This is a genomic window from Streptomyces sp. NPDC090025 (assembly GCF_044748125.1).
Taxonomy (GTDB): Bacteria; Actinomycetota; Actinomycetes; order Streptomycetales; family Streptomycetaceae; genus Streptomyces.
In genome coordinates, this window is record NZ_JBIVFL010000002.1 from 359973 (window position 1) to 384709 (window position 24737).

The 24737-nt window shown below is 74.4% G+C and carries 23 protein-coding genes; 14 read left to right on the forward strand and 9 right to left on the reverse strand.

Features of this window, described 5'->3' with window-relative positions:
• The first annotated feature begins 11 nt into the window (after nt 1-11).
• The 4 genes from ACIPXM_RS07505 (at nt 12) to msrB (ending at nt 3442) form a co-directional block, all read left to right on the forward strand.
• Nucleotides 12-911 (forward strand): pyrimidine reductase family protein, encoded by a 900-nt coding sequence (locus ACIPXM_RS07505; protein WP_401652993.1) that lies wholly within the window; start codon nt 12-14, stop codon nt 909-911.
• A gap of 106 nt (nt 912-1017) precedes the next feature.
• Nucleotides 1018-1488 carry an indole-3-glycerol phosphate synthase gene (locus tag ACIPXM_RS07510; RefSeq protein WP_401652994.1) on the forward strand — a complete coding sequence of 157 codons (471 nt, stop codon included), beginning with the start codon at nt 1018-1020 and terminating at the stop codon, nt 1486-1488.
• Nucleotides 1489-1616: 128 nt separating this feature from the next.
• Nucleotides 1617-3020 carry a UDP-N-acetylmuramate--L-alanine ligase gene (gene murC, locus ACIPXM_RS07515; RefSeq protein ID WP_401652996.1) on the forward strand — a complete coding sequence of 468 codons (1404 nt, stop codon included), beginning with the start codon at nt 1617-1619 and terminating at the stop codon, nt 3018-3020.
• A 14-nt stretch (nt 3021-3034) separates the two neighbouring features.
• A complete protein-coding gene (gene msrB, locus ACIPXM_RS07520) occupies nt 3035-3442 on the forward strand; it encodes a peptide-methionine (R)-S-oxide reductase MsrB (protein WP_401652998.1) in 408 nt (135 codons plus the stop codon).
• Between the two features lie 106 nt (nt 3443-3548).
• On the opposite strand, the gene ACIPXM_RS07525 is transcribed toward msrB, so the two are convergent.
• A complete protein-coding gene (locus tag ACIPXM_RS07525; RefSeq protein WP_401653000.1) occupies nt 3549-4010 on the reverse strand; it encodes a Fur family transcriptional regulator in 462 nt (153 codons plus the stop codon).
• A gap of 247 nt (nt 4011-4257) precedes the next feature.
• Between ACIPXM_RS07525 and katG the strand changes: the two genes are divergently transcribed.
• Nucleotides 4258-6486 carry a catalase/peroxidase HPI gene (katG, locus tag ACIPXM_RS07530; RefSeq protein ID WP_401653002.1) on the forward strand — a complete coding sequence of 743 codons (2229 nt, stop codon included), beginning with the start codon at nt 4258-4260 and terminating at the stop codon, nt 6484-6486.
• A gap of 111 nt (nt 6487-6597) precedes the next feature.
• Here the strand turns inward: katG and ACIPXM_RS07535 are convergent, their stop codons facing one another.
• The 3 genes from ACIPXM_RS07535 to ACIPXM_RS07545 form a co-directional block, all read right to left on the reverse strand.
• Nucleotides 6598-7503 carry a TauD/TfdA family dioxygenase gene (locus ACIPXM_RS07535; protein ID WP_401653004.1) on the reverse strand — a complete coding sequence of 302 codons (906 nt, stop codon included), beginning with the start codon at nt 7501-7503 and terminating at the stop codon, nt 6598-6600.
• A gap of 111 nt (nt 7504-7614) precedes the next feature.
• Nucleotides 7615-8388, reverse strand: coding sequence for an SDR family NAD(P)-dependent oxidoreductase (locus ACIPXM_RS07540; RefSeq protein WP_401653006.1), 774 nt, complete (start codon nt 8386-8388; stop codon nt 7615-7617).
• 435 nt (nt 8389-8823) lie between these two features.
• Complete coding sequence (locus ACIPXM_RS07545) at nt 8824-9237, reverse strand: VOC family protein (RefSeq protein ID WP_401653008.1); 414 nt, start codon at nt 9235-9237, stop codon at nt 8824-8826.
• Between the two features lie 136 nt (nt 9238-9373).
• Between ACIPXM_RS07545 and ACIPXM_RS07550 the strand changes: the two genes are divergently transcribed.
• Together ACIPXM_RS07550 and ACIPXM_RS07555 are read left to right on the forward strand one after the other, a co-directional pair.
• Nucleotides 9374-10006 (forward strand): nucleoside/nucleotide kinase family protein, encoded by a 633-nt coding sequence (locus ACIPXM_RS07550; protein ID WP_401653010.1) that lies wholly within the window; start codon nt 9374-9376, stop codon nt 10004-10006.
• 43 nt (nt 10007-10049) lie between these two features.
• Nucleotides 10050-10607, forward strand: coding sequence for an isochorismatase family protein (locus ACIPXM_RS07555; protein ID WP_401653012.1), 558 nt, complete (start codon nt 10050-10052; stop codon nt 10605-10607).
• Here ACIPXM_RS07555 and ACIPXM_RS07560 read toward each other — a convergent pair.
• Nucleotides 10585-11409, reverse strand: a complete 825-nt coding sequence (locus tag ACIPXM_RS07560; RefSeq protein ID WP_401653014.1) for a hypothetical protein — start codon at nt 11407-11409, stop codon at nt 10585-10587. The two genes, ACIPXM_RS07555 and ACIPXM_RS07560, sit on opposite strands and share 23 nt — an antisense overlap.
• Before the next feature lie 106 nt (nt 11410-11515).
• On the opposite strand from ACIPXM_RS07560, the gene ACIPXM_RS07565 reads away from it, so the two are divergent.
• From ACIPXM_RS07565 to ACIPXM_RS07580, 4 genes are all read left to right on the forward strand, one after another.
• Complete coding sequence (locus ACIPXM_RS07565; protein WP_401653016.1) at nt 11516-12046, forward strand: tetratricopeptide repeat protein; 531 nt, start codon at nt 11516-11518, stop codon at nt 12044-12046.
• A gap of 2 nt (nt 12047-12048) precedes the next feature.
• Nucleotides 12049-12954 (forward strand): LysR family transcriptional regulator, encoded by a 906-nt coding sequence (locus ACIPXM_RS07570; protein ID WP_401653668.1) that lies wholly within the window; start codon nt 12049-12051, stop codon nt 12952-12954.
• 114 nt (nt 12955-13068) lie between these two features.
• Nucleotides 13069-14028 (forward strand): hypothetical protein, encoded by a 960-nt coding sequence (locus ACIPXM_RS07575; protein WP_401653018.1) that lies wholly within the window; start codon nt 13069-13071, stop codon nt 14026-14028.
• Nucleotides 14029-14234: 206 nt separating this feature from the next.
• Nucleotides 14235-15314 carry a M24 family metallopeptidase gene (locus ACIPXM_RS07580; RefSeq protein WP_401653670.1) on the forward strand — a complete coding sequence of 360 codons (1080 nt, stop codon included), beginning with the start codon at nt 14235-14237 and terminating at the stop codon, nt 15312-15314.
• A gap of 7 nt (nt 15315-15321) precedes the next feature.
• Here ACIPXM_RS07580 and ACIPXM_RS07585 read toward each other — a convergent pair whose 3' ends face one another.
• The 3 genes from ACIPXM_RS07585 to ACIPXM_RS07595 all read right to left on the reverse strand — a co-directional run bounded on the left by ACIPXM_RS07585 (nt 15322) and on the right by ACIPXM_RS07595 (nt 18795).
• Complete coding sequence (locus ACIPXM_RS07585; RefSeq protein ID WP_401653020.1) at nt 15322-15855, reverse strand: DUF1990 family protein; 534 nt, start codon at nt 15853-15855, stop codon at nt 15322-15324.
• Between the two features lie 136 nt (nt 15856-15991).
• Entirely contained in the window at nt 15992-17743 is a 1752-nt protein-coding gene (gene treZ / locus ACIPXM_RS07590) for a malto-oligosyltrehalose trehalohydrolase (protein ID WP_401653022.1), read from the reverse strand.
• A 77-nt stretch (nt 17744-17820) separates the two neighbouring features.
• Nucleotides 17821-18795 carry a GNAT family N-acetyltransferase gene (locus ACIPXM_RS07595; RefSeq protein WP_401653024.1) on the reverse strand — a complete coding sequence of 325 codons (975 nt, stop codon included), beginning with the start codon at nt 18793-18795 and terminating at the stop codon, nt 17821-17823.
• Nucleotides 18796-18973: 178 nt separating this feature from the next.
• Between ACIPXM_RS07595 and ACIPXM_RS07600 the strand changes: the two genes are divergently transcribed.
• Both ACIPXM_RS07600 and ACIPXM_RS07605 read left to right on the forward strand, forming a co-directional pair.
• Entirely contained in the window at nt 18974-19534 is a 561-nt protein-coding gene (locus tag ACIPXM_RS07600; protein ID WP_401653026.1) for an FHA domain-containing protein, read from the forward strand.
• Nucleotides 19535-19860: 326 nt separating this feature from the next.
• Nucleotides 19861-20928 (forward strand): cytochrome P450, encoded by a 1068-nt coding sequence (locus ACIPXM_RS07605; RefSeq protein WP_401653028.1) that lies wholly within the window; start codon nt 19861-19863, stop codon nt 20926-20928.
• Nucleotides 20929-21032: 104 nt separating this feature from the next.
• On the opposite strand, the gene ACIPXM_RS07610 is transcribed toward ACIPXM_RS07605, so the two are convergent.
• Nucleotides 21033-22322 carry a ricin-type beta-trefoil lectin domain protein gene (locus tag ACIPXM_RS07610; RefSeq protein ID WP_401653030.1) on the reverse strand — a complete coding sequence of 430 codons (1290 nt, stop codon included), beginning with the start codon at nt 22320-22322 and terminating at the stop codon, nt 21033-21035.
• Between the two features lie 153 nt (nt 22323-22475).
• On the opposite strand from ACIPXM_RS07610, the gene ACIPXM_RS07615 reads away from it, so the two are divergent.
• Entirely contained in the window at nt 22476-24728 is a 2253-nt protein-coding gene (locus ACIPXM_RS07615; RefSeq protein ID WP_401653032.1) for a hypothetical protein, read from the forward strand.
• Nucleotides 24729-24737: the final 9 nt, after the last annotated feature.

A 24737-nucleotide genomic window follows, 5' to 3' on the forward strand; every position in this document is an offset into this window, starting at 1 on the left:
AGACTGCCGGGATGCGACGCCTGTTCCCTGTGACGTACATGACAGCCACGGACCACCCCGCCGACGGCCGTTCCGACGCGGACCACGCGGACCGCTCGGGCGCCGATGACCCCGGCGCCGACCACTCCGGCCACGCCGGTCACCCCGGCGCCGACCACTCCGGCCACGCCGGTCACCCCGGCGCCGACCGCGAGTGGTCGCTCGACGAACTGGCCGACGCCTACGCCTATCCGGCCCAGGCGGCCGAGGGCCACTGGCTGCGGGCCAACATGGTCTCCTCGCTCGACGGGGCGGGCCAGCACGACGGCCGCTCCCAGCCGCTGTCGTCCGACACCGACATGCGGATCTTCGGCACCCTGCGCGGGCTCGCGGACGTGGTGGTGGTCGGCGCCGAGACGGTGCGCAGCGAGGGCTACCGCCCGGCACGCGCGCGCGAGGCGTTCGCGGCCCGGCGGGCGGCGGCCGGGCAGGCCCTGGCCCCGGTGATCGCGGTGGTGACCGCCTCGCTCGACCTGGACTTCTCGCTGCCGCTGTTCACCGAGCCGCTGGTGCCCACCCTGGTCCTGACCGGCGCCGAGGCCCCGGCCGAGCGGGTGGCGGCGGCACGCGGGGCCGGGGCGGAGGTGGTCGTCGCGGGCGACCGGCGCGGCGTCGAACCGGAGCGGTTGGTCGCGGTGCTCGCGGAGCGCGGGCTGCGGCGGCAGCTCACCGAGGGCGGGCCGCGGCTGCTCGGGCAGTTCGTGGCCGCCGGGGTGCTCGACGAGATGTGTCTGAGCCTGGCCCCGGCCATGACGGCGGGCACCGCGCAGCGGATCGCGTCGGGGCCCTCGGTGGCCGTTCCGAAACGCTTCGCCGTGGCGTCGGTCCTGGAGCAGGACGGCTTCCTGTTCACCCGCTACCGTCGGATCTGACAATCGGCGGAATTTGTCGTTCCGCTTAGCGTCCGCTGGGCAGACTTACTCACGCAGTCCCCGTGTGGGCACGGGGAAGGATGGTTTCCGCAGAAGGGCTCCTGAGGTGTTCACAAGCGTTCTGATGATCGAGAAGCCCCTCACGTCCGTCGACGTGGATTTCGTCACCACGCTCCACGGTGAGGAGCAGGTCTCGTTCATCGTTCTGATGCAGCCACGTGGTGACCAGGCGGACGTACTGCTGCGCGCCATCGACGACGTCGCGATGGGCGAACTGAAGGAAGCGGCCCGCGAGGGCGACGAACCGGAGGGCAAGGACGCCCGGCCGCTCGCCGAGCAGGCCCTGGAAGCCTCGCTCCAGGCACTGAGAGCGGCGGGCTGCGAGGCGGTCGGACAGGTGGTCGAGGACCACCCCCTCGACAAGATGAAGTCCGTGGTGGACGAGTCCGAGGCCGACGAGGTGATCGTGCTCACCGCGCCGCACTACGTCGAGGAGTTCTTCCACCGCGACTGGGCCTCCCGGGCCCGCCACAAGGTGGGGGTGCCGGTCCTGAAGCTCTTCGCGCACAGCGAGTAGCCGCCCGCGGCCCACCCGCCCCCGGGACCCCGCACGGCGCCCGCCGCCGCACCGGGTCCCGGGGCCCGCCGCCGCCAGCCACTAGGCTGGGGCCAGATATGTCCACGCACTCCCGGGGAGAGAACCGCATGGCACCCGCCATCCCTGCCGCCATGGAACGGCCGCACTTCATCGGCATCGGCGGTGCCGGAATGTCGGGCATCGCGAAGATCCTCGCCGCCCGCGGGGCCAAGGTCGCCGGGAGCGACGCCAAGGAGTCCGCGACCGCCGAGTCGCTGCGCGCGCTCGGCGCGACCGTGCACATCGGGCACGCCGCCGAGCACCTCGCCGACGACGCCTCCGCCGTCGTCGTCTCCAGCGCCATCCGCGCCGACAACCCCGAGCTGGCCCGCGCCGCCGAGCTGGGCATCCCCGTCGTGCACCGCTCCGACGCGCTGGCCTCCCTGATGGACGGCCTCAGCGCGATCGCGGTCGCCGGCACCCACGGCAAGACCACCACCACCTCGATGCTGGCCGTCGCCCTCACCGAGCTCGGCCTCGACCCCTCGTACGCCATCGGCGGCGACCTCGCGGGCCCCGGCACCAACGCCCGGCACGGCGACGGCACCGTCTTCGTCGCCGAGGCGGACGAGAGCGACCGCAGCTTCCAGAAGTACGACCCCACCGTGGCGATCGTCCTCAACGTCGAGCTGGACCACCACGCCAACTACGCCTCCATGGACGAGATCTACGAGTCCTTCGAGGCGTTCGTCGGCAAGGTCCGACCCGGCGGCACCCTGGTCGTCGGCGAGCACGCGGGCGCCCGCGAGCTGGCCCGCCGGGTGGCCGGCCGCGAGGGCCTGACGGTGCTCACCGTCGGCGAGTCCGAGGACTCCGACGCCCGCATCCTGAAGATCGCCCCGAACGGCATGACCAGCGAGGTCACCGTCACCCTCGACGGCGCCGAGCACACCTTCACCGTCTCCGTGCCCGGCCGCCACTACGCCCACAACGCCGTCGCCGCGCTCGCCGCCGGTGCCCGGGTGGGCATCGACCCGGCCGAGCTGGCCCGGGCGCTCACCGCGTACACCGGTGTCGGCCGCCGCCTCCAGCTGAAGGGCGAGGCCGCCGGGGTCCAGGTCATCGACTCGTACGCGCACCACCCCACCGAGATGACCGCCGACCTGGAGGCCATCCGCGGCGCCGCCGGAGCCGCCCGGCTGCTCGTCGTCTTCCAGCCGCACCTGTTCTCCCGCACCCAGGAGCTGGGCCGCGAGATGGGCGAGGCGCTCGCCCTGGCCGACGCCTCCGTGGTCCTGGACATCTACCCGGCCCGCGAGGACCCGATCCCCGGCGTCACCAGCGAGCTGATCATCGCCGCCGCGCGGGCCGCCGGGGCCGAGGTGACCGCCGTGCACGACAAGGACGCCGTGCCGGTGGCCGTCGCGGGAATGGCGAGGCCCGGTGATCTGGTTCTGACCATGGGGGCGGGGGACGTCACGGACCTGGGTCCGCGGATCCTCGCCCACCTGTCGAGCCGGAACAGCCGCTGAGGGAGCGAGTGACGATGGCGTACGAGGTCCAGAAGACCGACGCGGAGTGGCAGGCGGAGCTGACGCCGTCGGAGTACCAGGTACTGCGACTGGCCGGCACCGAGCCCGCCTTCCGCGGTGAGTACACCGACACGAAGACCAAGGGCGTCTACTCCTGCCGGGCGTGCGGCGCCGAGCTCTTCACGTCGAACGAGAAGTTCGAGTCGCACTGCGGCTGGCCGTCCTTCTTCGACCCGAAGGACAGCGCCGCGGTCGAGCTGGTCGCGGACACCTCCCACGGGATGGTCCGCACCGAGGTGCTGTGCGCCCGTTGCGGGTCCCACCTGGGGCACGTCTTCGAGGGCGAGGGGTACGAGACCCCCACCGACCAGCGCTACTGCATCAACTCGATCTCGCTCCGGCTCGCGCCGGACGAGAGCTGAGCGGCAGCACCGCCCAGGAGACCACGGGAGACCGCGGAAGATGACCCACCAGCTGAGCCGGCCGGCGCGCGAGCGCCCGGTCGGCTCAGCCGTTTTCGGGCCCGGCTCAGGCCCCGGACCCGCCGGACCCGCCGGACGCCCCGGAATCCTCGTCCGCCCGGCCGCACACCGGACACAGGCCCCGGTAGGTGACCTCGACCCCCGTCACCGTGAAGCCGTACCGTTCCGCCTCCGGAAGTCCGTCCAGCGGGTCGCCCACCGGGTGCACGTCCCGGACCGTGCCGCAGCCCCCGCAGACCAGGTGCTGATGGGCCTGGTGGGCGTTCGGGTCGTAGCGCTTGGCGCGGCCGACGCTCGACACCTCGAGCACCTCGCCGAGCGAGACCAGCTCGCCCAGCGTGTTGTACACCGTCGCCCGCGAGATCTCCGGCAGTCTCGCGGTGGCGCGGGCGAGCACCTCGTCCGCGGTGAGATGGATGTGCTCGCCGTCCAGCACCTCGGCGACCACGCGGCGCTGCGCGGTCATCCGCCAGCCGCGTCGGCGGAGCCGTTCCAGCAGGTTGCTCATGGTCACCAGCCTTGCGATACGTCGTACGGGGTGTGGTGCGGGGTGTCGTGCCGGGCAGCGACCGAGCGGAAATCGGCCGTGAAGACGCCGTGTCGGTCTGGCTGTCGTATTGACTTGGACTGGGTCCACCATAGGATCGACTCCAGTAGTAGCCAAGAGGGTGTGCGCCGGACGCACCGACGTCGTCACCCCGACGCCTCAGCAGTTCCCGAGCTCCGCGATCCGAATGGTTCGGAAGGAAAGACCGATGTCTGAGCAGAAGCACGATCCCCTTGTCACCGAGGACGAGGCGGCGGGAAGCACCGGCGGCTGCCCGGTCGCGCACGGCCGGGCCGCGCACCCCACCCAGGGCGGCGGCAACCGCCAGTGGTGGCCGGACCGGCTGAACCTGAAGATCCTCGCCAAGAACCCCGCCGTGGCGAACCCGTTCGGTGAGGACTTCGACTACGCGGCCGCCTTCCAGGGCCTCGACCTCGCCGCCGTCAAGCAGGACATCGCCGAGGTGCTCACCACCTCGCAGGACTGGTGGCCCGCCGACTTCGGCAACTACGGCCCGCTGATGATCCGGATGGCCTGGCACTCGGCCGGCACCTACCGCACCAGCGACGGCCGCGGCGGCGCCGGCGGCGGTCAGCAGCGCTTCGCGCCGCTGAACAGCTGGCCGGACAACGCCAGCCTGGACAAGGCCCGCCGTCTGCTCTGGCCGGTCAAGAAGAAGTACGGCAAGGCCATCTCCTGGGCCGACCTGATGATCCTCACCGGCAACGTGGCCCTGGAGACCATGGGCTTCACCACCTTCGGCTTCGGCGGCGGCCGGGTCGACGAGTGGGAGCCGGACGAGGACGTCTACTGGGGTCCCGAGACCGAGTGGCTGGGCGACGCCCGCTACACCGGCGACCGCGAGCTGGAGAACCCGCTCGCCGCCGTCCAGATGGGCCTCATCTACGTCAACCCCGAGGGCCCCAACGGCAACCCGGACCCGATCGCCGCGGCCCGCGACATCCGCGACACCTTCGGCCGGATGGCGATGAACGACGAGGAGACCGTCGCCCTCATCGCCGGTGGCCACACCTTCGGCAAGACCCACGGCGCCGGCCCGGCCGACAACGTCGGCGCCGACCCCGAGGCCGCGCCGATGGAGCAGCAGGGCCTGGGCTGGAAGAGCTCCTTCGGCACCGGTGTGGGCAAGGACGCCATCACGTCCGGCCTCGAGGTGACCTGGACCGAGACCCCCACCCAGTGGGGCAACGGGTTCTTCAAGAACCTCTTCGAGTACGAGTACGAGCTCACCCAGAGCCCGGCCGGCGCCCACCAGTGGGTCGCCAAGGACGCCCCGGAGGTCATCCCGGACGCGTTCGACGCCGACAAGAAGCACCGCCCGACGATGCTCACCACCGACCTGTCGCTGCGTTTCGACCCGGTCTACGAGCAGATCTCGCGCCGCTTCTACGAGAACCCCGACCAGTTCGCGGACGCCTTCGCCCGCGCCTGGTACAAGCTCACCCACCGTGACATGGGCCCGGTCGTGCGCTACCTCGGCGCCGAGGTGCCGAGCGAGGAGCTGCTCTGGCAGGACCCGCTGCCGGCCCGTACCGGTGAGCAGATCGACGCCGCCGACGCGGCCGCGCTCAAGGAGCAGATCCTCGGCTCCGGCCTGACCGTCACCCAGCTGGCCTCGGCCGCCTGGGCCGCCGCCGCCTCCTTCCGGGGCAGCGACAAGCGTGGTGGCGTCAACGGCGGTCGCATCCGCCTGGAGCCGCAGCGCGGCTGGGAGATCAACAACCCGGACGAGCTGGCCCAGGTGCTGCGCGCCCTGGAGGGCGTCCAGTCCTCCTTCAACGCCGCGCAGTCCGGCGGCAAGCAGGTCTCCTTCGCCGACCTCGTCGTCCTCGCGGGCGCCGCGGCCGTCGAGAAGGCCGCCAAGGACGCCGGTTTCGACGTCCAGGTGCCGTTCAACGGCGGCCGGGTCGACGCCACCGCCGAGCAGACGGACGTCGAGTCCTTCGCCGCGATGGAGCCGACCGCGGACGGCTTCCGCAACTACGTGGGCAAGGGCCACCGCCTCCCCGCCGAGTACCTGCTCGTCGACCGGGCGAACCTGCTCAACCTCTCCGCCCCGGAGATGACCGTCCTGGTCGGCGGTCTGCGCGCGCTGGGCGTCACCCAGCCGCAGTCCTCCCTCGGTGTCCTCACCGAGACCCCGGGCCGGCTGACGAACGACTTCTTCGTCAACCTGCTCGACCTGGACATCGCCTGGAAGTCCACCTCGGAGGACCAGACCACGTTCGAGGGCCGCGACGCCTCCGGCGCGGTCAAGTGGACCGGCACCCGTGCCGACCTGGTCTTCGGCGCCAACGCCGAACTGCGCGCGGTCGCCGAGGTGTACGCCTCGGACGACGCCAAGCAGAAGTTCGTCACGGACTTCGTGGCGGCCTGGGCCAAGGTCATGGACCTGGACCGGTTCGACCTGCGCTGAGCGAGTCGGCTGACGTGACGTGACGTGAGCTGAACGGACCGGCCCCGGGCGGATTCTCCGCCCGGGGCCGGTCCGCGTGCGGCGGCGGGTGCGCGGCGCCGCACCCGGACGTCAGTCCGCCCAGACGCGCGCGTAACAGCGCCCCGAACCCGGTGCGCCGCCGTCCTTGAACGGCGTCCGGCCGTGCAGGACGGCGGAGTTGTTCACCAGGAGCAGGTCCCCTCGGCGCAGCGGCAGCCGCAGCACGAGGGCCGGATCCCGAAGCAGCCCGTCCAGGGCGCGCAGCGCGTCCCGCCGCCCTTCGTCGAACGGCCGCCCGGTCTCCTCCTGGCCGCGCAGGACCCAGTAGCGGTTGTAGTGGACCGTGAGGGTCCCGCCGTCGAGGCGGAACACGGGCCGGACCCGGTCGAAGCCGGGGCCGCGGCCGAAGCGGAAGTCCCGGCCCAGCTCCCGCAGGACGTCCGGCCGTTCGGCGGCCAGCCGGTCGTACAGCGCCGGGCCGCTGGCCAGCAGGGACTCACCGCCCTCGGCGGCCGGCCGGACGCACAGCAGGGCCAGCAGCCGGGGCGGCCGGGGGCCCTCGCCGCGGTCCATGTGCGGGCGGAGCGTGAGGTCGTCGCCGTCCCGGGGAGCGGTGTCCGGGGCACCGGGGCCGGGTGGCCGGGGGACGGCGGGTGCGGTGCGGGCGGTCAGGAGCTCGTGGGCGGACCGCTGGAGGCGCAGGCCCGCGGCGCCGCCGACCCGGCCGGTGATCCGCGCGCACAGCTCGACACAGGCGCCGTCGGTGAGGCCCGCGAGGTCAAGACCCCGGAGCACGGCGAACCCGGCCCCGTGCCAGAGGGCGTGGTCCGCAGCCACCACCAGGGCGTCGTCGAGCAGGTCGTCGTCCAGCAGGGCGCCGTCCACCGGGGCCCGGGTCGCGCGGGTGGCCCGGTCCACCGGCAGCAGCCAGCCCTCGGGCTCCGGCGCGGCCGCACACCAGGCCGACGGCCCTGCGGTCCTGCGGAGTTCGGTCATCGGGCTGAGCCTCCGTCCCCCGTGTCCCGCGCACGGGTTCCCTCAGAGGCTGGCGCCGCGAGGACCCCTTCAAACCAGCGGGGCTCTCCGCCGGGCTGCGGCGGACCCGTTCTAGTGGACGGACAGGCCGCCGTCCACGAAAAGCGACTGCCCGGTGACGTACGCCGAGGCACGGCTCGCCAGGAAGACGGCGGCGCCCTCGAAGTCCTCGGCGAGCCCGTTGCGGCCGGTCATGGTGCGGGCGGCCAACTCGGCGACCCGCACCGGGTCGGCGGAGAGCTGGGCGTTCAGCGGGGTCATCACGAAGCCCGGCACCAGGGTGTTGACGGTGACGCCGTACGGTGCCCACGCCTCGGCCTGCGAGCGGGACAGCGATTCGAGGCCGCCCTTGGACACCCCGTACGCGCCGGACCGCACGAACGCGCGGTGCGCCTGCTGCGAGCTGACGTGGATGATCCGCCCGAAGCCGCGCTCGGCCATGCCGGGCCCGAAGCGCTGACCGAGCAGGAACGGCGCCTCCAGGTTGACCGCCATGGTCCGGTCCCAGTCGTCCTCGGTGAGCTCGGCGAAGGCCGGACGGATGTTGATCCCGGCCGAGTTCACCAGGATGTCCGGCTCGCCGCCGAGCACCCGCACGACCTCGTCGGCCGCCGCCCGCACCCCCGCCCGGCTCCCCAGGTCCCCGCTCACGGCCTCGGCCAGACCGCCCGCGGCCGTCAGCTCGCCGACGGCCGCCTTCAGCTCGGCCTCCCGCCGCGCGACGATCACCACCCGCGCCCCGGCGCGGGCGAGGGCGCGCGCGATGCCCTTGCCGATGCCGGAACTGCCGCCGGTGACGAGGGCGGTGCGGCCGGAGAGGGAGAACAGTTCGTCGAGATAGCCCATCGCAGCCGCCTTCACATCGCCAGGTGTTCCGGATAATGGAAACAGGTGTTCGCATCCTGGCATACGGCATACGGCATACGGCATACGGCATACGGCATGTGGCGGGAGCGTGGGCGGTCCGAGGGGTGGTCGCTCAGCGGAACTCGTGGACGACCTCGATGGTGCCGACGATGTGCGCGTTGAACTCGGCCAGCTCCTCGGCCGGGACCCACAGCTCCAGGATGGTCCGCCCGCCCGCCCGCCCGCCCGCCTGCCGGACCGGGTAGCGGGCGAGGAAGCCGGTCTCGACCGGTCGGGTCGGTCGGTGCTGTCCGGGTCGGTCCGGTTCGTGATCGCCCGGAGCCGTGAACGTACCGGCGCGCCCGGAGCGGTGGCCAGAGGTTTTCGCCGCCCCGGCCCCCGGCCCCCGGCCCCGGTCCGTCCGCCCGGCCCGGCTCAGTCCTGCGCGGGCTGCAGCAGGTCCCAGCGGTTGCCGTACAGGTCCTCGAAGACCGCGACCGAGCCGTAGGGCTCGTGGCGCGGCTCCTCCAGGAAGCGGACGCCCGCCGCCGTCATCCGGGCGTGGTCGCGGGCGAAGTCGTCGGTGTGCAGGAAGAAGCCGACCCGGCCGCCGGTCTGGGCGCCGACCGCCGCCGCCTGGGCGTCGCCCTTCGCGCGGGCGAGCAGCAGACCGGTGCCGTCGGCGGCGCCGCGCGGGCGGACGACGATCCAGCGGGTGCCGTCACCGCGGTCGGTGTCCTCGACGAGGTCGAAGCCGAGGGCGCGGGTGTAGAAGTCGACGGCCTCGTCGTAGTCGCGGACGACCAGGGTGACGAGGGTGATGGCGGGCAGCGAGGGGGAGGTGGACATGAGGGCAAGGTAATACGTATGACGCCCGCTGGGCCACCGGGGCGCGCCGCCCCCGCGCCGGGGCCGGGCCACCCTCCCCGTCGGTCGGCCCGGTCCCGGCCCGGTCCCGGCCCGGTCCCGGTGCGAGAATGCCCGCATGGAAGCGCGGGAACTGGACCTGGACCGGCTCGCCGACCGGGCGCGGGCGCTCGTCGCCGACGGGCGGCGGCGGGTGCTGGGCATCGCGGGACCGCCGGGCGCCGGGAAGTCGACGCTCGCCGGACAGCTCGCGGCCCGCCTCGAAGGACTCGCCGTCCTCGTCCCGATGGACGGCTTCCACCTGGCCCAGGCCGAACTGACCCGCCTCGGTCGCGCCGCCCGCAAGGGTGCCCCCGACACCTTCGACGCCGCCGGGTACGCCGCCCTCCTCGCCCGGCTCCGGGCCCCCGAACCCGGTGTCACCGTCTACGCGCCCGCCTTCGACCGCGCCCTGGAGGAGCCGATCGCGGGCGCGGTCCCGGTGCCGCCCGGGATCCCCCTGGTGATCACCGAGGGGAACTACCTGCTGCACGACGCCGGTCCCTGGTCCGCCGTCCGCCCGCTGCTCGACGAGGTCTGGTACCTGGACCTGCCCGACGGCGACCGGATCCCCCGACTGGTCGCCCGGCACGTCCGCTTCGGCAAGGACCGGGACCACGCCGCACGCTGGGTCGCCGAGTCCGACGAGGCCAACGCCCGGCTGGTGGCGCGCGGCCGGGACCGCGCCCAGCTCGTCGTACGGATGGACTGACCCGCCCAAGAGGCGGCGAAAAAAGGGGAGTTACGCTGCGGGCATGGAACACGCCCCGGCGCTCCTCGTCATCGACATGCAGAACGCCCTCGCCGCCCTCGCCCACCGCTCCGCCGAGACCGTCGCCGTCATCGCCGGACTGCGGGCCAGGGCCCGCGCCGCCGGGGTGCCCGTGATCACCGTCCAGCACCACGGCGGCGGCCTCGAACCCGGCAGCCACGACTGGCGGATCGTGCCCGAACTCGCCCCGGAGGAAGGCGAGTCGGTGATCGCCAAGACCAGCGCCGACAGCTTCCTCGACACCGGCCTCGACGCCACCCTGCGCGGCCTCGGCGTCACCGAACTGCTCGTCACCGGCTTCGCCACCGAGATCTGCGTCGACACGACGGCCCGTCAGGCGCTCAGCCACCGCTACGACGTGGTGCTCGTCGCCGACGGCCACACCACCTCGGTACGGGAACCCGGCGACGGTCCCTACGCGGCGCCGGACGCCTCCCTCGCGCACCACAACGAGATCTTCCGGCACCTGGACTTCCCCGGCCGGTCCGTGCGCGTGCTGCCCGCCGCCGAGATCGACTTCAGCGCGCCACCGGCCTGTTGACCGCCCGCTCGGTCGCCGCGCGCGCGAAGGCCCGGACGATCGGGTGCGGCCGGGAGCCGTCGCCCGCCAGCTCCGGCTGGAAGAGCGTGGCCAGGAAGAAGGGGTGGCCGGGGAGTTCGGCGATCCGCACCTGCCCGTCCTCGTCCGCGCCGGTGAACCGAAGGCCGTGCGTGGTGAGGGTGTCCAGATGGCGCCCGTCCGGGCCGTAGTCGCAGTGGTAGCGCTCGGTCGTGCGCTCCGCCCCGAGCACCGCCTCGGCCAGCGAGCCGGGCACGACCCGTACCGTGCCCTCGTGACCCACCAGGGAGCACGACAGCGGCGCGAGCAGCAGGTCGGCCGCGTCGGCCGCCGGGTCGTTCTCCGCGTGCGCGGCCCGCTCAAGACCGCAGACGTTCCGGGCGAACTCCAGGAGCGCGTGCTGGAAGCCCGCGCAGGTGCCGAGGAACGGGATCCCGTCCTCGCGGGCGGTACGGATCGCGGCCAGCGCCCCCGCCTCGCTCGCGTACGGGCTCCCCGGCAGCAGCCACACCGCGTCGAAGCCCCGCACGGCGCCCGGCGCCGCCGCGTCCGGGCTGGGGATCCAGTACGCGTCGAGGACCAGGCCGTCCCGCTCGGCGAGCGCGTCGAGCAGCAGCGGGATGCGGACATGGGACTTCACGTGCGGGGAGCGGTCGCCGACCAGCGCGATCCGGGCGACGGGGGCAAGGGGGGCGACGGCGGCAGCGGCGGACGGTGCGGGGTCCGTGGTGTTCGGGTCGGCCGTGGTGTTCATGTGGGTCGTGGTGTTGGTGTGGGCGTTCATGGGGACCATGCTGGGCGCCACCCGATGTTCACGTCCAACGATGATTCCTGCATCCTCCATCACGCATGCTTATCTCGTGTTCGACCTCCCCGGGTAGGCTGCGGGCATGAACAGCAGCCACGACTGGGAGACCCGGGTGGCCGCCGCCTGGGCCGAGGCCGACGCGTACGAGGACGACCCGGCCGGGTTCCGGGCGCTGATCGCCGCCCTCGCCGCCGAGCGCCCCGAGGACGACGCCGCCGCCCTGTTCGAGACCGGCGCCGCCCACGACTCCACCGGCGACCCCGAGCAGGCCGTCCGGTTCTACCGGCGAGCCCTGGCCGGCGGCCTCACCGGACTGCGCCGCCGTCGTGCCGTCATCCAGCTCGCCAGCAGCCTGCGCAACCTCGGCCGCCCCGACCTCGCCGTCGAACTCCTCACCGAGGAACGGGCGTTGCCCGCCGACCGGCTCGACGCCGACGAGACCGCGCTGGCCGCCGCCGTCGACGCCTTCCTCGCCCTCGCGCTCGCCGACACCGGCCGCGACCGGGAGGCCGCCTCGCTCGCCCTCGGCGCGCTCGCCCCGCTGCTGCCGCGCTACAACCGCTCCCTCGCCCACTACGCCAAGGACCTGCTCACGGCGCCCGGGGCCTCGTGAGCCTGGACCCGCATCTGCTGCGCACCTACGTCCATGTGGCGCGGCTCGGCTCCTTCTCGGCGGCGGCCCGCGAGCTCGGCTACACACAGTCGGCGGTGTCCCAGCACGTCGCCGCCCTGGAGGCGGACCTCGGCCTCGCGCTGCTCGGCCGCCGCCCGGTGGTGCCCACCCCGGCCGGGGAGCGGCTGCTCGAACACGCGGGCTCGCTGCTGCTGCGGCTCGACGCGGCCCGGGCCGACCTCGCCCGGTTCGCGGCGCCGCCGCGCGGCACGCTGACCCTGGCCGCCGCCCCGCTGGCGCTGCCCGCCGCCGTGCTCGCCGCGCTGCCCGCGACCGGGGTCACCCTGCGCACGCTGGCCCGCGACGAGGTGCCCGTCGCCGTCGCCACCGGGGGCGCGGACCTCGGGCTCGTCGACGGGATCGTGGCGCCGAGCGACCCGCTCCGGCTGCCCGACGTGGCCCCGCTCACCGCCCGCCGGGTCTCCGAGGAACCCCTGGTGGTCGTGGTGCCGGTCGGCCATCCACTGGCCGGGCGGTCCGGGCTCGCGCTCGCCGACCTGGTCGACGCCCGCTGGCTCGACGCCCCCGGGGCGGGCTGCCCGCTCGACCGGCTGCGGGCCGCGCACGGCGGCCCGGCCGGGCAGGGCTTCCGTACCGCCCTGCGCTACGAGGGCACCGACGCCCGGGTGCTCGGCGCGCTGGCCGCCGCCGGTCACGGCCTGGCGCTGCTGCCCGGGTCCGCCGCCGCGGGTGTGCCGGGCGCCGCGGCCGTACCGCTCGCGCTGCCACGGCTGGTGCACCGGGTCGAGCTGCTGCACGGCGGCGGGGCCGAACCGCCGGGTCCGGCGGCCGAGTTGGCCGCCCGGCTGGCCCCCCGGGCCTCGGGCCCACCGGCGCGGGCTGACTAATCTGGCCACCGGACGGGGCAGACTGCCCCAGAGGACGGACAGCGGACCAGCGGACCAGCGGACCAGCGGACCAGAAGACCAGCGGACGATCGAGGCGACGAAAGGCGGGGCGGCGTGGGGTGGTTCCGGCGAGGACCCAGGCGGGACGCGGAGGACGCGCCCCGGGACCTGGAGTTCACGTACTTCTCCGAGCGCGAGGCGGCGCTGTTCCGCAGACTGGTCCGTGAGGCGTTCGCCGAACTGGGCCTGGAGGTCACCGCGTACGCCGACTACGTCACCGACGACGCCGGGCGCAACTTCGGCCTCAGCAATCTCGCCGCCGTCTGCCACCAGGACCCGCGCGGCATCCGCATCTGGCCCCGGCTCATCGACCGGCACGTCCGGCTCGTGGTCCGCACCCTGGACGGTCCTTCCGCGCTCGACACCCTGCCGCCGGACCAGATCAGGGCCCAGCTCTACCCCCGGGTGGTCAGCGGCGAGGGCATCGACCCGGGCATCTTCGGCTATGCCCGCACGGTCGCGCCCGGGCTCTACGAGGTCCTCGCGCTCGACCTGCCGGAGAGCGTGATGACGCTGACCGACGAGGCCCTGGAACGCCTCGGCGACCCGGTCCGGCTGCGCGAGCACGCCATCGACAACCTGCGCGGTCTGCCCGTCGAGGGCCACGAGACCGTCAAGGACGCCGACGGGATGCGCTTCGAGGTCATCGTCGGCGACTCCTTCTACACCGCGAGCCGGGTCCTGGACCTGGACGCCGTGGTCCGCCGGGTCACCGGGCGCCCGCTCGGCGCGGAGGGCGCGCTGGTCGCGATGCCGTTCCGGCACCAGCTCGCCTTCCACCCGATCCGGGACACCACGATCGTGCCCGCGCTCGGCGCGATGGCCTCCTTCGCCGCCTCCGGGTACGAGGACACCCCGGGCGCCATCAGCCCGTACGTGTTCTGGTGGCGGGGCGGCACGCTGACCCAGCTGAGCGAGCACGGCGAGGACGACGGGCAGCTGCGGATCGTCGTCGGCGACGAGTTCCAGGCTCTCCTGGAGCGGCTCATCGTGAGCGACCCCGGCCAGGACTGAGCGGCGGGACACCTCATCGGCCACCCCTCGGGCTCGCGGGGTGCGGCCCGGCCCGGCAGGATGCTGTACGTCGAGGAGTCGCGGAGCCGAGGAGGAGCTCACCCATGCCCGAGAGCAGCGAGACCACCACCGCGAGCGGCACCGGGACCGCCGGGTCCGGCGTCGGGGCCCCCGCGCCCTTCACCGCCGACGACTACCGGGCCCGGATGGCCCGCGCCGCCGACTCCGCCGCCGCGGCGGGCCTCGCCGGGGTGCTCGTCGCACCGGGCCCCGACCTGGTCCATCTCACCGGCTACCAGCCGACCGCGATCACCGAGCGGCTCACCGTCCTCGTCGTCGCCCCCGGCCAGGACCCGGTGCTCGTGGTGCCCACCCTGGAGGCCCCCGACGCGGCCCGGGCCCCGGGCGCCGCCGCCCTGACGCTGCGCGACTGGACCGACGGCAAGGACCCGTACGCGGTGACCGCGCCGCTGCTCGACGTCTCCGGCCGCTTCGCGGTCAGCGACAACGCCTGGGCGATGCACCTGCTCGGCCTCCAGCGGACCCTGCCCGGCACCTCGTACGTCTCGCTCACCGAGGCGCTGCCGATGCTGCGGGCCGTGAAGGACGCCCATGAACTGGCCAGGATCGAGGCCGCGGGGGCCGCCGCCGACCAGGCGTACGGGGAGATCCTGAAGGTCCGCTTCGCGGGCCGCAAGGAGACCGAGGTGGCCGCCGACCTGGCCGCGCTGCTGCTCGGCTTCGGCCACTCCCAGGTCGACTTCACGGTGGTCGGCTCGGGCCCCAACGGCGCCAACCCGCACCACGAGGCGGGCGACCGGACCATCGAGCGGGGCGACATGGTCGTCCTCGACTTCGGCGGCCTCAAGCACGGCTACGGCTCCGACACCACCCGTACCGTGCACGTCGGCGAGCCGACCGCCGAGGAGCGCCGGGTGCACGACCTGGTCCGGGAGGCCCAGCAGACCGGTTTCGAGGCGGTACGGGCCGGGGCCGCGTGCCAGGACGTGGACCGCGCGGCCCGCCGGGTCATCACGGACGGCGGCTACGGCGAGTACTTCATCCACCGCACCGGCCACGGCATCGGCGTCACCACCCATGAACCGCCGTACATGATCGAGGGCGAGACCCGTCCGATCGTCCCCGGCATGTGCTTCTCCATCGAGCCGGGCGTCTATCTCCCGGGCCGCTTCGGCGTCCGCATCGAGGACATCGTCACCCTCACCGAGGACGGCACCGGCCGCCGCTTCAACAACACCCCGCACGAGATGGCGATCGTCGAGTGAGCCGGGCTCAGCGGGAGCGCAGCGCCCGCAGATAGCGCCGCCGGAAGAACCGCTGGGCGACCAGCAGGGCCGGGAACAGCGTCCGCCACGGGCCGTCCGGGGCCGGGGCGGTCAGCGAGCGCAGGGTCAGCGAGACCGTGCCGTCCGGTGCGCGGTGGACGACGAACGCCTCCTCGCCCGAGACCGGGTGGCCGGGCAGGGTGCCGTAGGCGAAGCCGCGGCGGTCCGGGGTGTCCACCACGGCGACCACCCGGACCGGTTCGTGGACGGCGAGCGGGCCGAGGCCCGCGGTGATCCGGTACTCGGCGCCCTCGGTGACGACCTCGCCCGCGCCGTCCCGCCCGGCGACGGCGAAGCCGCTGCGCGTCTTCACGCCCCAGCGCAGCACCGCGTCGGCGGCGGCCCGCCAGTCGGCGTCGCCGTGGCCGATCGGGACGGTACGGGTGTGGGCGCGCAGCCCGTCCGGGAGCCCGGACGGCGGCCATGTCTCCTCGGCGGGGCGGGTCGCGCCGACGGCGCCGTACGTGAGCACACCGGGCATGACTCTCCTGCGGGAAGACGGCGGACGAGGGGGCGGACCTCCCCGAGGACGGACCGCCGGGGCGACGTCCGCAGGCTACCGGCAGGACCTGGTCAGCCGTCCGCCCGGTCCCGGTCGGCTGCCCGCCACGACCACGTCAGCCGTCGGTCAGGACCACCGCCGACTCCGGCGGCAGCTTCAGGACGCCGTCCCGGCCCGGCGGGTCCGTCCGCGACCAGGCGGCGAGCACCCGGTCGCGGCCGTTGGAGCCGAGCGGGATGCTGACCGGCTCGGGGGACAGGTTGACCGCGACCCGGATGTCGCCGCGCCGGAAGGCGAGCCAGCGGGCCTCCTCGTCGTACGCCACCTTCACGGCCGCGAGGTCCGGGTCGGTGAGGTCGGGCAGGGTGCGGCGCAGCGCGATGAGTTCGCGGTGCCAGGCGAGCAGCCGCTTGTGCGGGTCGCGGTCGCGTTCGGCGCGGTCCAGGACCGAGCGGTCCCGGGTGGCCGGGGACTGCGGGTCCGGCACGTCCTCCGCGGCCCAGCCGTGCGCCGCGAACTCCCGCCGTCTGCCCTGTCGTACGGCCTCGGCGAGCTCGGGGTCGGTGTGGTCGGTGAAGTACATCCAGGGCGTGGTCGCGCCCCACTCCTCGCCCATGAACAGCATCGGCACCGAGGGGCCGGTGAGCACCAGGGCCGCCGCGCAGGCCAGCAGTCCCGGCGGGCAACTCGCCGACAGGCGGTCGCCGGTGGCCCGGTTGCCGATCTGGTCGTGGGTCTGGGCGTAGCCGAGGAAGCGGTGGGCGGGGGTGCGTTCGCGGTCGACGGGACGGCCGTGGTGGCGGCCCCGGAACGCCGAGTAGGTGCCGTCGTGGAAGAACACCCGGGTGAGGGTCTTGGCGACGGCGGCGAGCGGGGCGCGCGCGAAGTCGGCGTAGTAGCCCTGGGACTCACCGGTGAGCGCGGTGTGCAGGGCGTGGTGGAAGTCGTCGTTCCACTGGGCGTGGACGCCGAGTCCGCCGGCCGCGCGCGGGGCGGTGGTGCGCGGGTCGGCGAGGTCGGACTCGGCGATCAGGAAGTGCCGGCGGCCCTGCTCGCGGGAGAGCTCGTCGACCGCCGCCGACAGCTCCTCCAGGAAGGTGAGCGCCCGGGTGTCGGCGAGCGCGTGCACCGCGTCGAGCCGCAGCCCGTCGATCCGGTAGTCGCGCAGCCAGGCGAGGGCGCTGCCCAGGAAGTACGCCCTGACCTCGTCCGAGCCGGGCGCGTCCAGGTTCACCGCGGCGCCCCACGGCGTGTGGTGGCTCTCGGTGAAGTAGGGCCCGAACGACGGCAGATGGTTGCCGTCCGGGCCCAGGTGGTTGTGCACCACGTCGAGGACCATGCCGAGGCCGAGGCCGTGCGCGGTGTCCACGAACCGTTTGAGCGCGGCGGGTCCGCCGTACGGCTCGTGCACCGCCCACGGCGCCACCCCGTCGTACCCCCAGCCGTGCACGCCGGGGAACGGGCACAGCGGCATCAGCTCCACATGGGTGACGCCGAGGCCCGCGAGCTCGCCGAGCCGGTCGGCGGCGGCGTCGAGGGTGCCCTCGGCGGTGAAGGTGCCGATGTGCAGCTCGTACACCACCCCGCCGCGCAGCCGGAGCCGCGGGGTGGGGTGCCGCCAGGTGTACGTGTCGTGGTCGACGACCGCCGCGAGCCCGTCGGGTCCGTCCGGCAGGCGGCGGGCGCGCGGGTCGGGCAGCGGCGGCCCGTCGTCGAGGGCGAAGCCGTAGCGGTCGCCGTCGGCGGCCGGGACGACGGCGGTCCACCAGCCGGGGCGCTCGGCGTCCCGCGCCAGCGGGTGCCGCTCGCCGGTCAGCTCCAGCGTCACCCGGTCACGGGCGCGGGGCGCCCACACCTCGAACAGCACGCGACGGTCCCCTCGTCGACGACGTACCCCGTCGTACCTGGTCCTACCCGGTCGTTCCTACGGGACCATCCTGGCAGTCAGCCGCCCGCGGTGCCCGGCGCGTCCCACACGAAGTTGATCGCCCGCTGGAAGGTCGTCCAACCGGCCCGCGCGAAGGATTTCGCCATCGGCACGTTGTCCAGGTCGGTGGCGGCCCGCATGCGCGGCACGTCCTGGGCGGCGAGCACCCGCATGCCCTCGCCGAGGATCTCGTCGACGAAGCCCCGGCCGCGGTGGGCGGGCAGCACGCCGATGTACGCGATGATCGGGTGGTAGTTGTTGCGCGCGGGCACCACGAAGCCGACGGGTTCGCCGGTGCCGGGCAGCTCGGCGATCCGCCACCAGTCCCGGGGCGTGCGGTAGTGCGCCAGCTCCTCGTCGTAGTGCAGTTCGGCGGCCTCGCGCGGGGAGAGCCCGCCGGCCAGGTCGGCCCGGCCGTGGGCGTCGAGGGTGCCTTCCATGACCGGGGTCATCAGGGCGAGCAGGTCCTCGCGGTCGGCGACCGGCCGGAACACGAGCCGTCCGGTCGGCTCCGGCACCGGGGTGCCGGGCAGCCACTCCAGGCGCAGCCGTTCCACCAGGGGGCGGGCGCCGGTGGCCGCGAGGACGCCGAACAGCGTCTCGTGCAGGGCCCGGGTCTCCGGCACCTCGTGCCAGTCCGCGGGCATGAAGCGGTGGTACTCGGGGCGGGGGGTGCCCGCCGGGAGCACCTCGGCGGCGGCCGTCTCGAAGAGCCGCAGGCCGATCTCGGCGGCCTCGTCGGCGGGCAGCGCCGGGTCCAGGTCGAAGAAGTCGAGCGCCTGCGGGGCGCTGCCGGGGCGGCCGGTCCACCAGCCGATCCGGCCGACGACCCGGTCGCCGCGCAGTGCCACCCACAGCCACTCGGGCAGCCGGCGGCCGGTGGCGAGGTCGTTGGCGAGTTCGTCGTCGAGGACGTAGTCGAGCCGGTCGAAGAGGTCCAGTTCCCGCGGTCCGGAGAGCGGCCGGACGACGAGCGCGGGCAGTTCGGTCATAGAGGTGTTCCCCCAGGTGGTGTGTGTGCCGGAGGACCGTAGCAAGCGTGTTCGGGCGGCCGCACCGGGGTTTGCCGCGGTCCGTCCCCGGCGACTGTCGGCCGCCGCTGTCACGCTCCTGTCCCGGGGCGACGGCCCTTCTGGACACCCCGGGGCCTCCCGGCCGACAATCACGGATGTGACGACCCCCTTCGAGCTGCCGGCCGGACCGCCGGACGCCCCTCGGCTGACCGATGCCGAGCGGGAGCGCGCGCTCGCGGTGCTGCGCGAGGGCGCGGCGCAGGGTCGGCTCTCGCACGACACCTTCGTGTTCCGGATGGAGCGGGTGCTCGTCGCCCGCCGCTCCGACGAACTCGCCGTGCTCACCGCCGATCTGACGACCGAGTCGCCGTGGACCCGGCGGGTGGTCGGCGCGGTGGAGCGGATGTCCGCGTTCACCGCCCGGATCGGCCGGGCCTGGCGCACCGAGCGGCTGCCGAAGCTGCTGCTCCCGCAGCCGGGCCCGTACCCGCTGCGGATCGGCCGCGACCCGGTGAACGGGCTGCGGCTCAGCCACGAGACGGTGTCCCGGCTGCACGCGGAGCTGTCGCAGCAGCAGGGCGGGCTGTGGGTGCTGCGGGACCTCGGCTCGACCAACGGCACGGTGGTCAACGGGCGCCGGGTGACGGGCGCGGTGGTGGTGCGGGCCGGGGACGCGGTGAGTTTCGGCCAGATGGCGTTCCGGCTGTCGCTGAACTGAGCGGGCGGGGGCGGCCGGACCCGGCCGGACCGGCGGGGTGGGCGATGCGGGCGGGGCGGTTGCGTCGGGAGTGTCGGGTGGGGCCCCGGGGGCCTCTGGCCGGGCGGGCCGCGCGGCCCCGGCGGGCCAACGTACGGGCAATGCCCGGCATGACCCGGCAAAGCGCGGCAAAGCCCGGCCTCGCGCGGCAAAACTTCGGTACAGGCCCGCGCGAACGGCGCGAAAGCGGCTGCTGAAATCACCCGTACGGCGGTACACCTGCTGCGGTGGGGGTGCCTCGGTGATGGGCTGGGGTGACGCGCGCCGCTGACCGACGAGGGGGCCAGATGAGCGACGAGCCGAACCACGGACACGGCGGCCGGACCCCAGGACGGGACCACCGGACCCCATGGCGGGACCACTGGGCGAAACTGCCCACGATGGCGCCCGCCGGACCCCCGACGGCGCCCGCCGCGCCCGCCGGGGCGTTCGGCGGACCCGCCCGGCGGGTGGCGCCGAGCCCGCTGGAACCGGGTGCGAGCCGCGACCCGTACCGCACCTACCGGGTGCTCCGCGAGGACTTCCCGCTGACCCACGACCCGCTGCTGCGGGCCTGGGTGCTCAGCCGGTACGCGGACGTGGCGGGCGCCCTGACCGACGCCCGGTTCACCCACGGGCACCGGCCCGGCGACCCGCCGTGCGCCGAGACCCACACCGATGTCGACGAGGCCGAGCTGCGGGCGGTCGCCGAGCGCACCGCGTTCGTGCTCGCCCGCCGGATCGCCGACCGGCCGCAGGCCGACCTGGTCGCCGACTTCTGCCACTGGCTGCCCGCGGGCACCGTCGCGGCGGCCGTCGGCGTGCCCTACCGGGACATGATGCGGCTGGTGCGCGGCCGGGCCGCGTCCGCGCTCGCCGGGCAGTGCACCGGCCAGATCGCGGTCCGCGAGAAGGCCCTGGCGAGCTTCCTCGCCGATGTGCTGACCGACCCCGACCGGGTGGCGGCGCTGCGCGACGCGCCCGCGTCCCTGGTGGCCAGGGCCTGGACGGAGTCGCTGCGCCGCGAGCCGCCGGTGCAGATCGTGATGCGGCGCACCCGGGGCGAGATCCCGGTGAGCGGCGGCGTGCTGCCGTCCGGTGCCTCGGTCGCGCTGCTCATCGGCGCCGCCGGGCGTGACCCGGAGCGGTTCCGCGACCCGGACCGCTACGACTTCCTGCGCGACGACCCCGGGCAGCTGGTGTACGGCTCCGGGGCCTGCCCCGCGGTCGCCCTCGCGGGCCTTGAGGCGGAGTTCGCGCTGCGCGCGCTGTTCCGGGCGATGCCCCGGCTGCGGCTCGCGGACGGCTTCCGGCCGGAGCGGGCGGGCGTGATCACCCGGGCGCCGCGCAGTCTGCTGGTGCGCCCGGGCGGGTGAGCGGCCGCCCAGGCGGTGCTGGTCCGGGCGGCGCCGGTGGTGCGGGTGGTGCGTGTGGTGCTGACCAGGGCTGGTGGTGCTGGTGGTGCCGGTGGTGGGGGCGCTCAGCCGGTGAAGGTCCACTTCTGGTTGGGGTTGCCGCTGCACCACCAGGTCTGCACCGGGGTGGCGTCGGCCGGGTTCTGTTCCTTCACGTCCACGCACTTGTCCGCCGGGATGTTGACCAGGTCCCTGGTGGTGGCGTTGTGGTCGAAGCGCTGGGCGCCGGTGCCGTTGCACTCCCACAGCTGGACCTTGGCGCCGGGTTCGGTGGAGGCGGCGTTGACGTCCAGGCACTTGCCGAGGGCCCGGACCGTGCCGTCGCCGGGCAGGGTCCAGCGCTGGGCTGCGGTGCCGTTGCAGGTGTAGAGCTGCACCTGGGTGCCGTTCGCGGTCTGCGACCCGGCGACGTCGAGGCACTTCCCGGCCAGGCCGACGAAGGTGCCGGTGCGGCCGCCGGGGTTGCTGTCGCCGGTGGAGACGCGGACGTAGTCGACCACGAGCTGGTTGGGGAAGGCGGTGGAGCCGTCCGGGTTGCCCGGCCAGTCGCCGCCCACCGCGAGGTTGAGGATCAGGAAGAACGGCTTGTCGAAGACCCACTGGCGGCCGCCGAGATCGGCCGGGGTGCGGCGCTGGTAGACCTGTCCGTCGACGGTCCAGGTGATCGAGCCGGGTGCCCAGTCCACCGCGAAGGTGTGGAAGTCGTCGGCGAACGCCCGGCCGCCGGACAGGCTGTAGGCGGCGCCGATGCCCCCGCCGCCGGAGTAGCCGGGGCCGTGCAGGGTGCCGTGCACGGTGGACGGCTCGAAGCCGACGTTCTCCATGACGTCGATCTCCCCGCTGTTCGGCCAGCCGACCTGGCCGATGTCCTGGCCGAGCATCCAGAACGCGGGCCACATGCCCTGCCCGCGCGGCACCTTCATCCGCGCCTCGACGTGCCCGTACGTGGTGGTGAACCTGCCCGAGGTGTTGAGCCGTGCCGAGGTGTACTCGCAACGGCCGTACCAGCACTGGTAGTTGCCGGGGTTCTCGCGGCGGGCGGTGATGACCAGGTTGCCCCGGCCGTCCAGGGCGGCGTTGGCGGCGCCCGGCGTGTACCACTGTCGCTCGTGGTTGTTGACGTTGTCGCCGGTCTCGGTCTGCCACTTGCCGGGGTCGACGGCGGCTCCGGCGGGTCCGTCGAACTCGTCGGCGAAGGTCGCGGCGGCTGATGAAGAGGTGGACGCGGACGCGGACACGGACGCGGGGGCGGGTTCGGCGGCCGATCCGGTCGGCGCGCCGCCGAGGGTGAGGGTCAGGGCGGCGGTGGCGAGGGCCGCGAGGCGCAGCACACGGGTGCGCGGGGAAGCGGTCATGGGGGGTCTCGATTCGCTCGATAGGTCCAGACCTTGACGGGACGGAGTGAACTCCTATGGCGTGTCCCCGTCAAGACTTGAAGGCGGGGCCGAAGGCGGCGGGCGGCGGAAATCGGTGTGCGGCACCGGACCGGCGGATGACAGCATCCCGGTATGAAGTCCACCGATCAGGTACGCGAACGTCTCGTCCTCCGGCACACCCTCCGGGTCACCGCGCCCATCGGCCCCGAAGGCCAAGGGGGCGCCGTCGCGCGCCAGTTGGACGTGGCCCTGATGTCCGTCGGCTTCAAGCTGTCCGCCGGACTGCTCGCCGCGCTGTCCGGCCGCGCGCCGGACGCCGTCGCCACCACCGCCGCCGGGATCCTCGGCACGGTCCGCGAACTGGTCGGCGACCACGTCCGCCACAACGTGTACTTCAAGGACTTCCCGGCCGCCGTGCCCGACACCCAGGACTTCTGGACCGCGTGTGTCGCCCAGGCGCTCTCCGCCGACGAGGAGACCCGCGAACGGACCCTCGCCCAGCTCGCCGCCGGTCGCGTCGACCTGCTCACCCTGCCCGACTACGGCCGCTACCGGCACGGCTACGACGACATGGCCGCCGCCCACGACGAGCTGGTCACGGCGGCCGGCGACCGGGTCACCGTGCTGCACCCCGGCGGCCCGGTCGAGGCCGAGACCACCGCCCTCTACCTGGCCCTCGCGGGCGCCGTCACCCCGCTCGGCGACGCCCACCGGGCCGACCTCGCCGTGCTCGCCGAGCTCTGCGCCGAGGGCCCGCAGCCCGAGGAGATCCCGGTCCGCGAGCACCGCGCCCTGGTCAACCGGGCCCGGCTGCGCGCCGGACAGGGCCTGTTCGTCGACACCGTCACCGATGTGCTCCGGCTCGCCTGCGCGCTCTCCGGCGGCGACGTGACCCTGCTCGAACCCACCCGCTTCCGCTCGCCCTCCCGGCCGCACCGGCGCGCCCTGCTCGCCGCCCTCGACGCGGTCGTCGCCGCCGACCCGGCCAAGCTCACCGACGTCGCCCGGCACCGGGAGGCATGGAAGCGGCTCGGCGAGCGGCTGCACCCGCACGAGCACCCCGGCAGCCCGCACGCCGCCCAGGTGTTCGCCGTCGCGCGCGGCGAGCTCCGGGCCCCGTCGCTCGCCGCCCGCTCGGAGGCCCTGCTCGCCCGGGGCGAGGTGGCGGGCGCCGCCGAGTTCCTGGCCGCCACCGCGCCCGGGCTGCTGTTCCGCGCCCTGGACCGGCTGCTGCGCCTCGCCGCCGCCGACGACACCGCGCGCGAGACCGTGCTCGCCGCCGCCGAGCGCACCGCGCCCCAGGTGGCGGGCCGGGTGCTGCTCGCGGTGCGCGAGCACCTGCTGAACCGCGCCGTGGGGACCAGGACCGGCACCGGGACCGGGGAGGCGCCCGGGGCCGTGGGCCGGGGCGCCGGAACCCCCGGCAAGGACCGGGTGTTCGTGAACCGCTACGGCGGGGCCTGGGTCGCCGAGGACACCCGGCCGCCGCTGCCGCCCGACGCCCACGCCCGCCTCGTCGCCCTGCTGGACGCCGAGACCGGGCGGCGGCTCGACGCGCCGGAACACCTCCTCGTCGACCCCGCGCTGCTCGACGTGGCGCTGCCGCTCAGCGGCCGCGCCGTCGCGGGCGGCTTCGGCACCCTGCCGCGCGGGTCCCGCTCCCCGGCCGACGGCGAGTTCCTGCGTTTCTTCATGTATTGGAAGCAGACCGAGCGCTCCACCGACTACGACCTCAGCGGGCTGCTCCTGGACGCCGACTACGAGACCGTCGACTGGCTGTCGTACACCGCGCTCACCTCCGTCGAGGGCGTCCACTCCGGCGACATCACCGACGCCAAGGACGGCGCGTCGGAGTTCATCGAGCTGCGGCTCGGCGCGGTGCGCGGCGACTTCGTCGTGCCGCAGGTGCACATCTACGCGGGGGAGGGCTTCGACCGGGTCGCCGAGTCCTTCTTCGGCTTCATGCTGCGCGGAGCCGACCAGCGCGGGCTGCCGTTCGAGCCGCGCACCGTGCGGATGAAGTCCGATCTGCGCGGCACCGGCCGGATCGCGCTGCCGCTCGCCTTCCAGCGCGAGGCCGACGGCCGCTGGACCGCCCGCTGGATCCACCTGTATCTGAAGGGCGAGCCGTCCGGCAACCGGGTCGAGGACAACCGCGGCACCCTCGCCCGGCTCGTCGGCGGCATCGTCGAACGGACCCCGCTCACCGTCCGGCACGTCACCGGGCTGCTCGCCGCCGCCGGGACGCGCGTCACCTGGTGGGACGGCGCCTCGGCGCTGCCCGCGGCACCGGTGACGTACCTCGGCATGGCGCGGCCCGAGGGCCTCGCGCCCGGCTCGCGCGCGATCACCCCGGAAAATCTGCGCGACCTGATCCCGGCCTGAGTGTTACGG

Bases quoted from the DNA above. Each gene is read 5' to 3' on its own strand.
- murC (WP_401652996.1), top strand. From the start codon at position 1,617: ATGGCACCCGCCATCCCTGCCGCCATGGAACGGCCGCACTTCATCGGC.
- ACIPXM_RS07540 (WP_401653006.1), bottom strand. From the start codon at position 8,388: ATGGGCTATCTCGACGAACTGTTCTCCCTCTCCGGCCGCACCGCCCTC.
- ACIPXM_RS07555 (WP_401653012.1), top strand. From the start codon at position 10,050: ATGGAACACGCCCCGGCGCTCCTCGTCATCGACATGCAGAACGCCCTC.
- ACIPXM_RS07595 (WP_401653024.1), bottom strand. From the start codon at position 18,795: ATGACCGAACTGCCCGCGCTCGTCGTCCGGCCGCTCTCCGGACCGCGG.
- ACIPXM_RS07585 (WP_401653020.1), bottom strand. From the start codon at position 15,855: ATGCCCGGTGTGCTCACGTACGGCGCCGTCGGCGCGACCCGCCCCGCC.
- ACIPXM_RS07560 (WP_401653014.1), bottom strand. From the start codon at position 11,409: ATGAACGCCCACACCAACACCACGACCCACATGAACACCACGGCCGAC.
- ACIPXM_RS07615 (WP_401653032.1), top strand. From the start codon at position 22,476: ATGAAGTCCACCGATCAGGTACGCGAACGTCTCGTCCTCCGGCACACC.
- katG (WP_401653002.1), top strand. From the start codon at position 4,258: ATGTCTGAGCAGAAGCACGATCCCCTTGTCACCGAGGACGAGGCGGCG.
- ACIPXM_RS07610 (WP_401653030.1), bottom strand. From the start codon at position 22,322: ATGACCGCTTCCCCGCGCACCCGTGTGCTGCGCCTCGCGGCCCTCGCC.
- ACIPXM_RS07565 (WP_401653016.1), top strand. From the start codon at position 11,516: ATGAACAGCAGCCACGACTGGGAGACCCGGGTGGCCGCCGCCTGGGCC.
- ACIPXM_RS07525 (WP_401653000.1), bottom strand. From the start codon at position 4,010: ATGAGCAACCTGCTGGAACGGCTCCGCCGACGCGGCTGGCGGATGACC.
- msrB (WP_401652998.1), top strand. From the start codon at position 3,035: ATGGCGTACGAGGTCCAGAAGACCGACGCGGAGTGGCAGGCGGAGCTG.
- ACIPXM_RS07605 (WP_401653028.1), top strand. From the start codon at position 19,861: ATGAGCGACGAGCCGAACCACGGACACGGCGGCCGGACCCCAGGACGG.
- ACIPXM_RS07535 (WP_401653004.1), bottom strand. From the start codon at position 7,503: ATGACCGAACTCCGCAGGACCGCAGGGCCGTCGGCCTGGTGTGCGGCC.
- ACIPXM_RS07550 (WP_401653010.1), top strand. From the start codon at position 9,374: ATGGAAGCGCGGGAACTGGACCTGGACCGGCTCGCCGACCGGGCGCGG.
- ACIPXM_RS07580 (WP_401653670.1), top strand. From the start codon at position 14,235: ATGGCCCGCGCCGCCGACTCCGCCGCCGCGGCGGGCCTCGCCGGGGTG.
- ACIPXM_RS07505 (WP_401652993.1), top strand. From the start codon at position 12: ATGCGACGCCTGTTCCCTGTGACGTACATGACAGCCACGGACCACCCC.
- ACIPXM_RS07545 (WP_401653008.1), bottom strand. From the start codon at position 9,237: ATGTCCACCTCCCCCTCGCTGCCCGCCATCACCCTCGTCACCCTGGTC.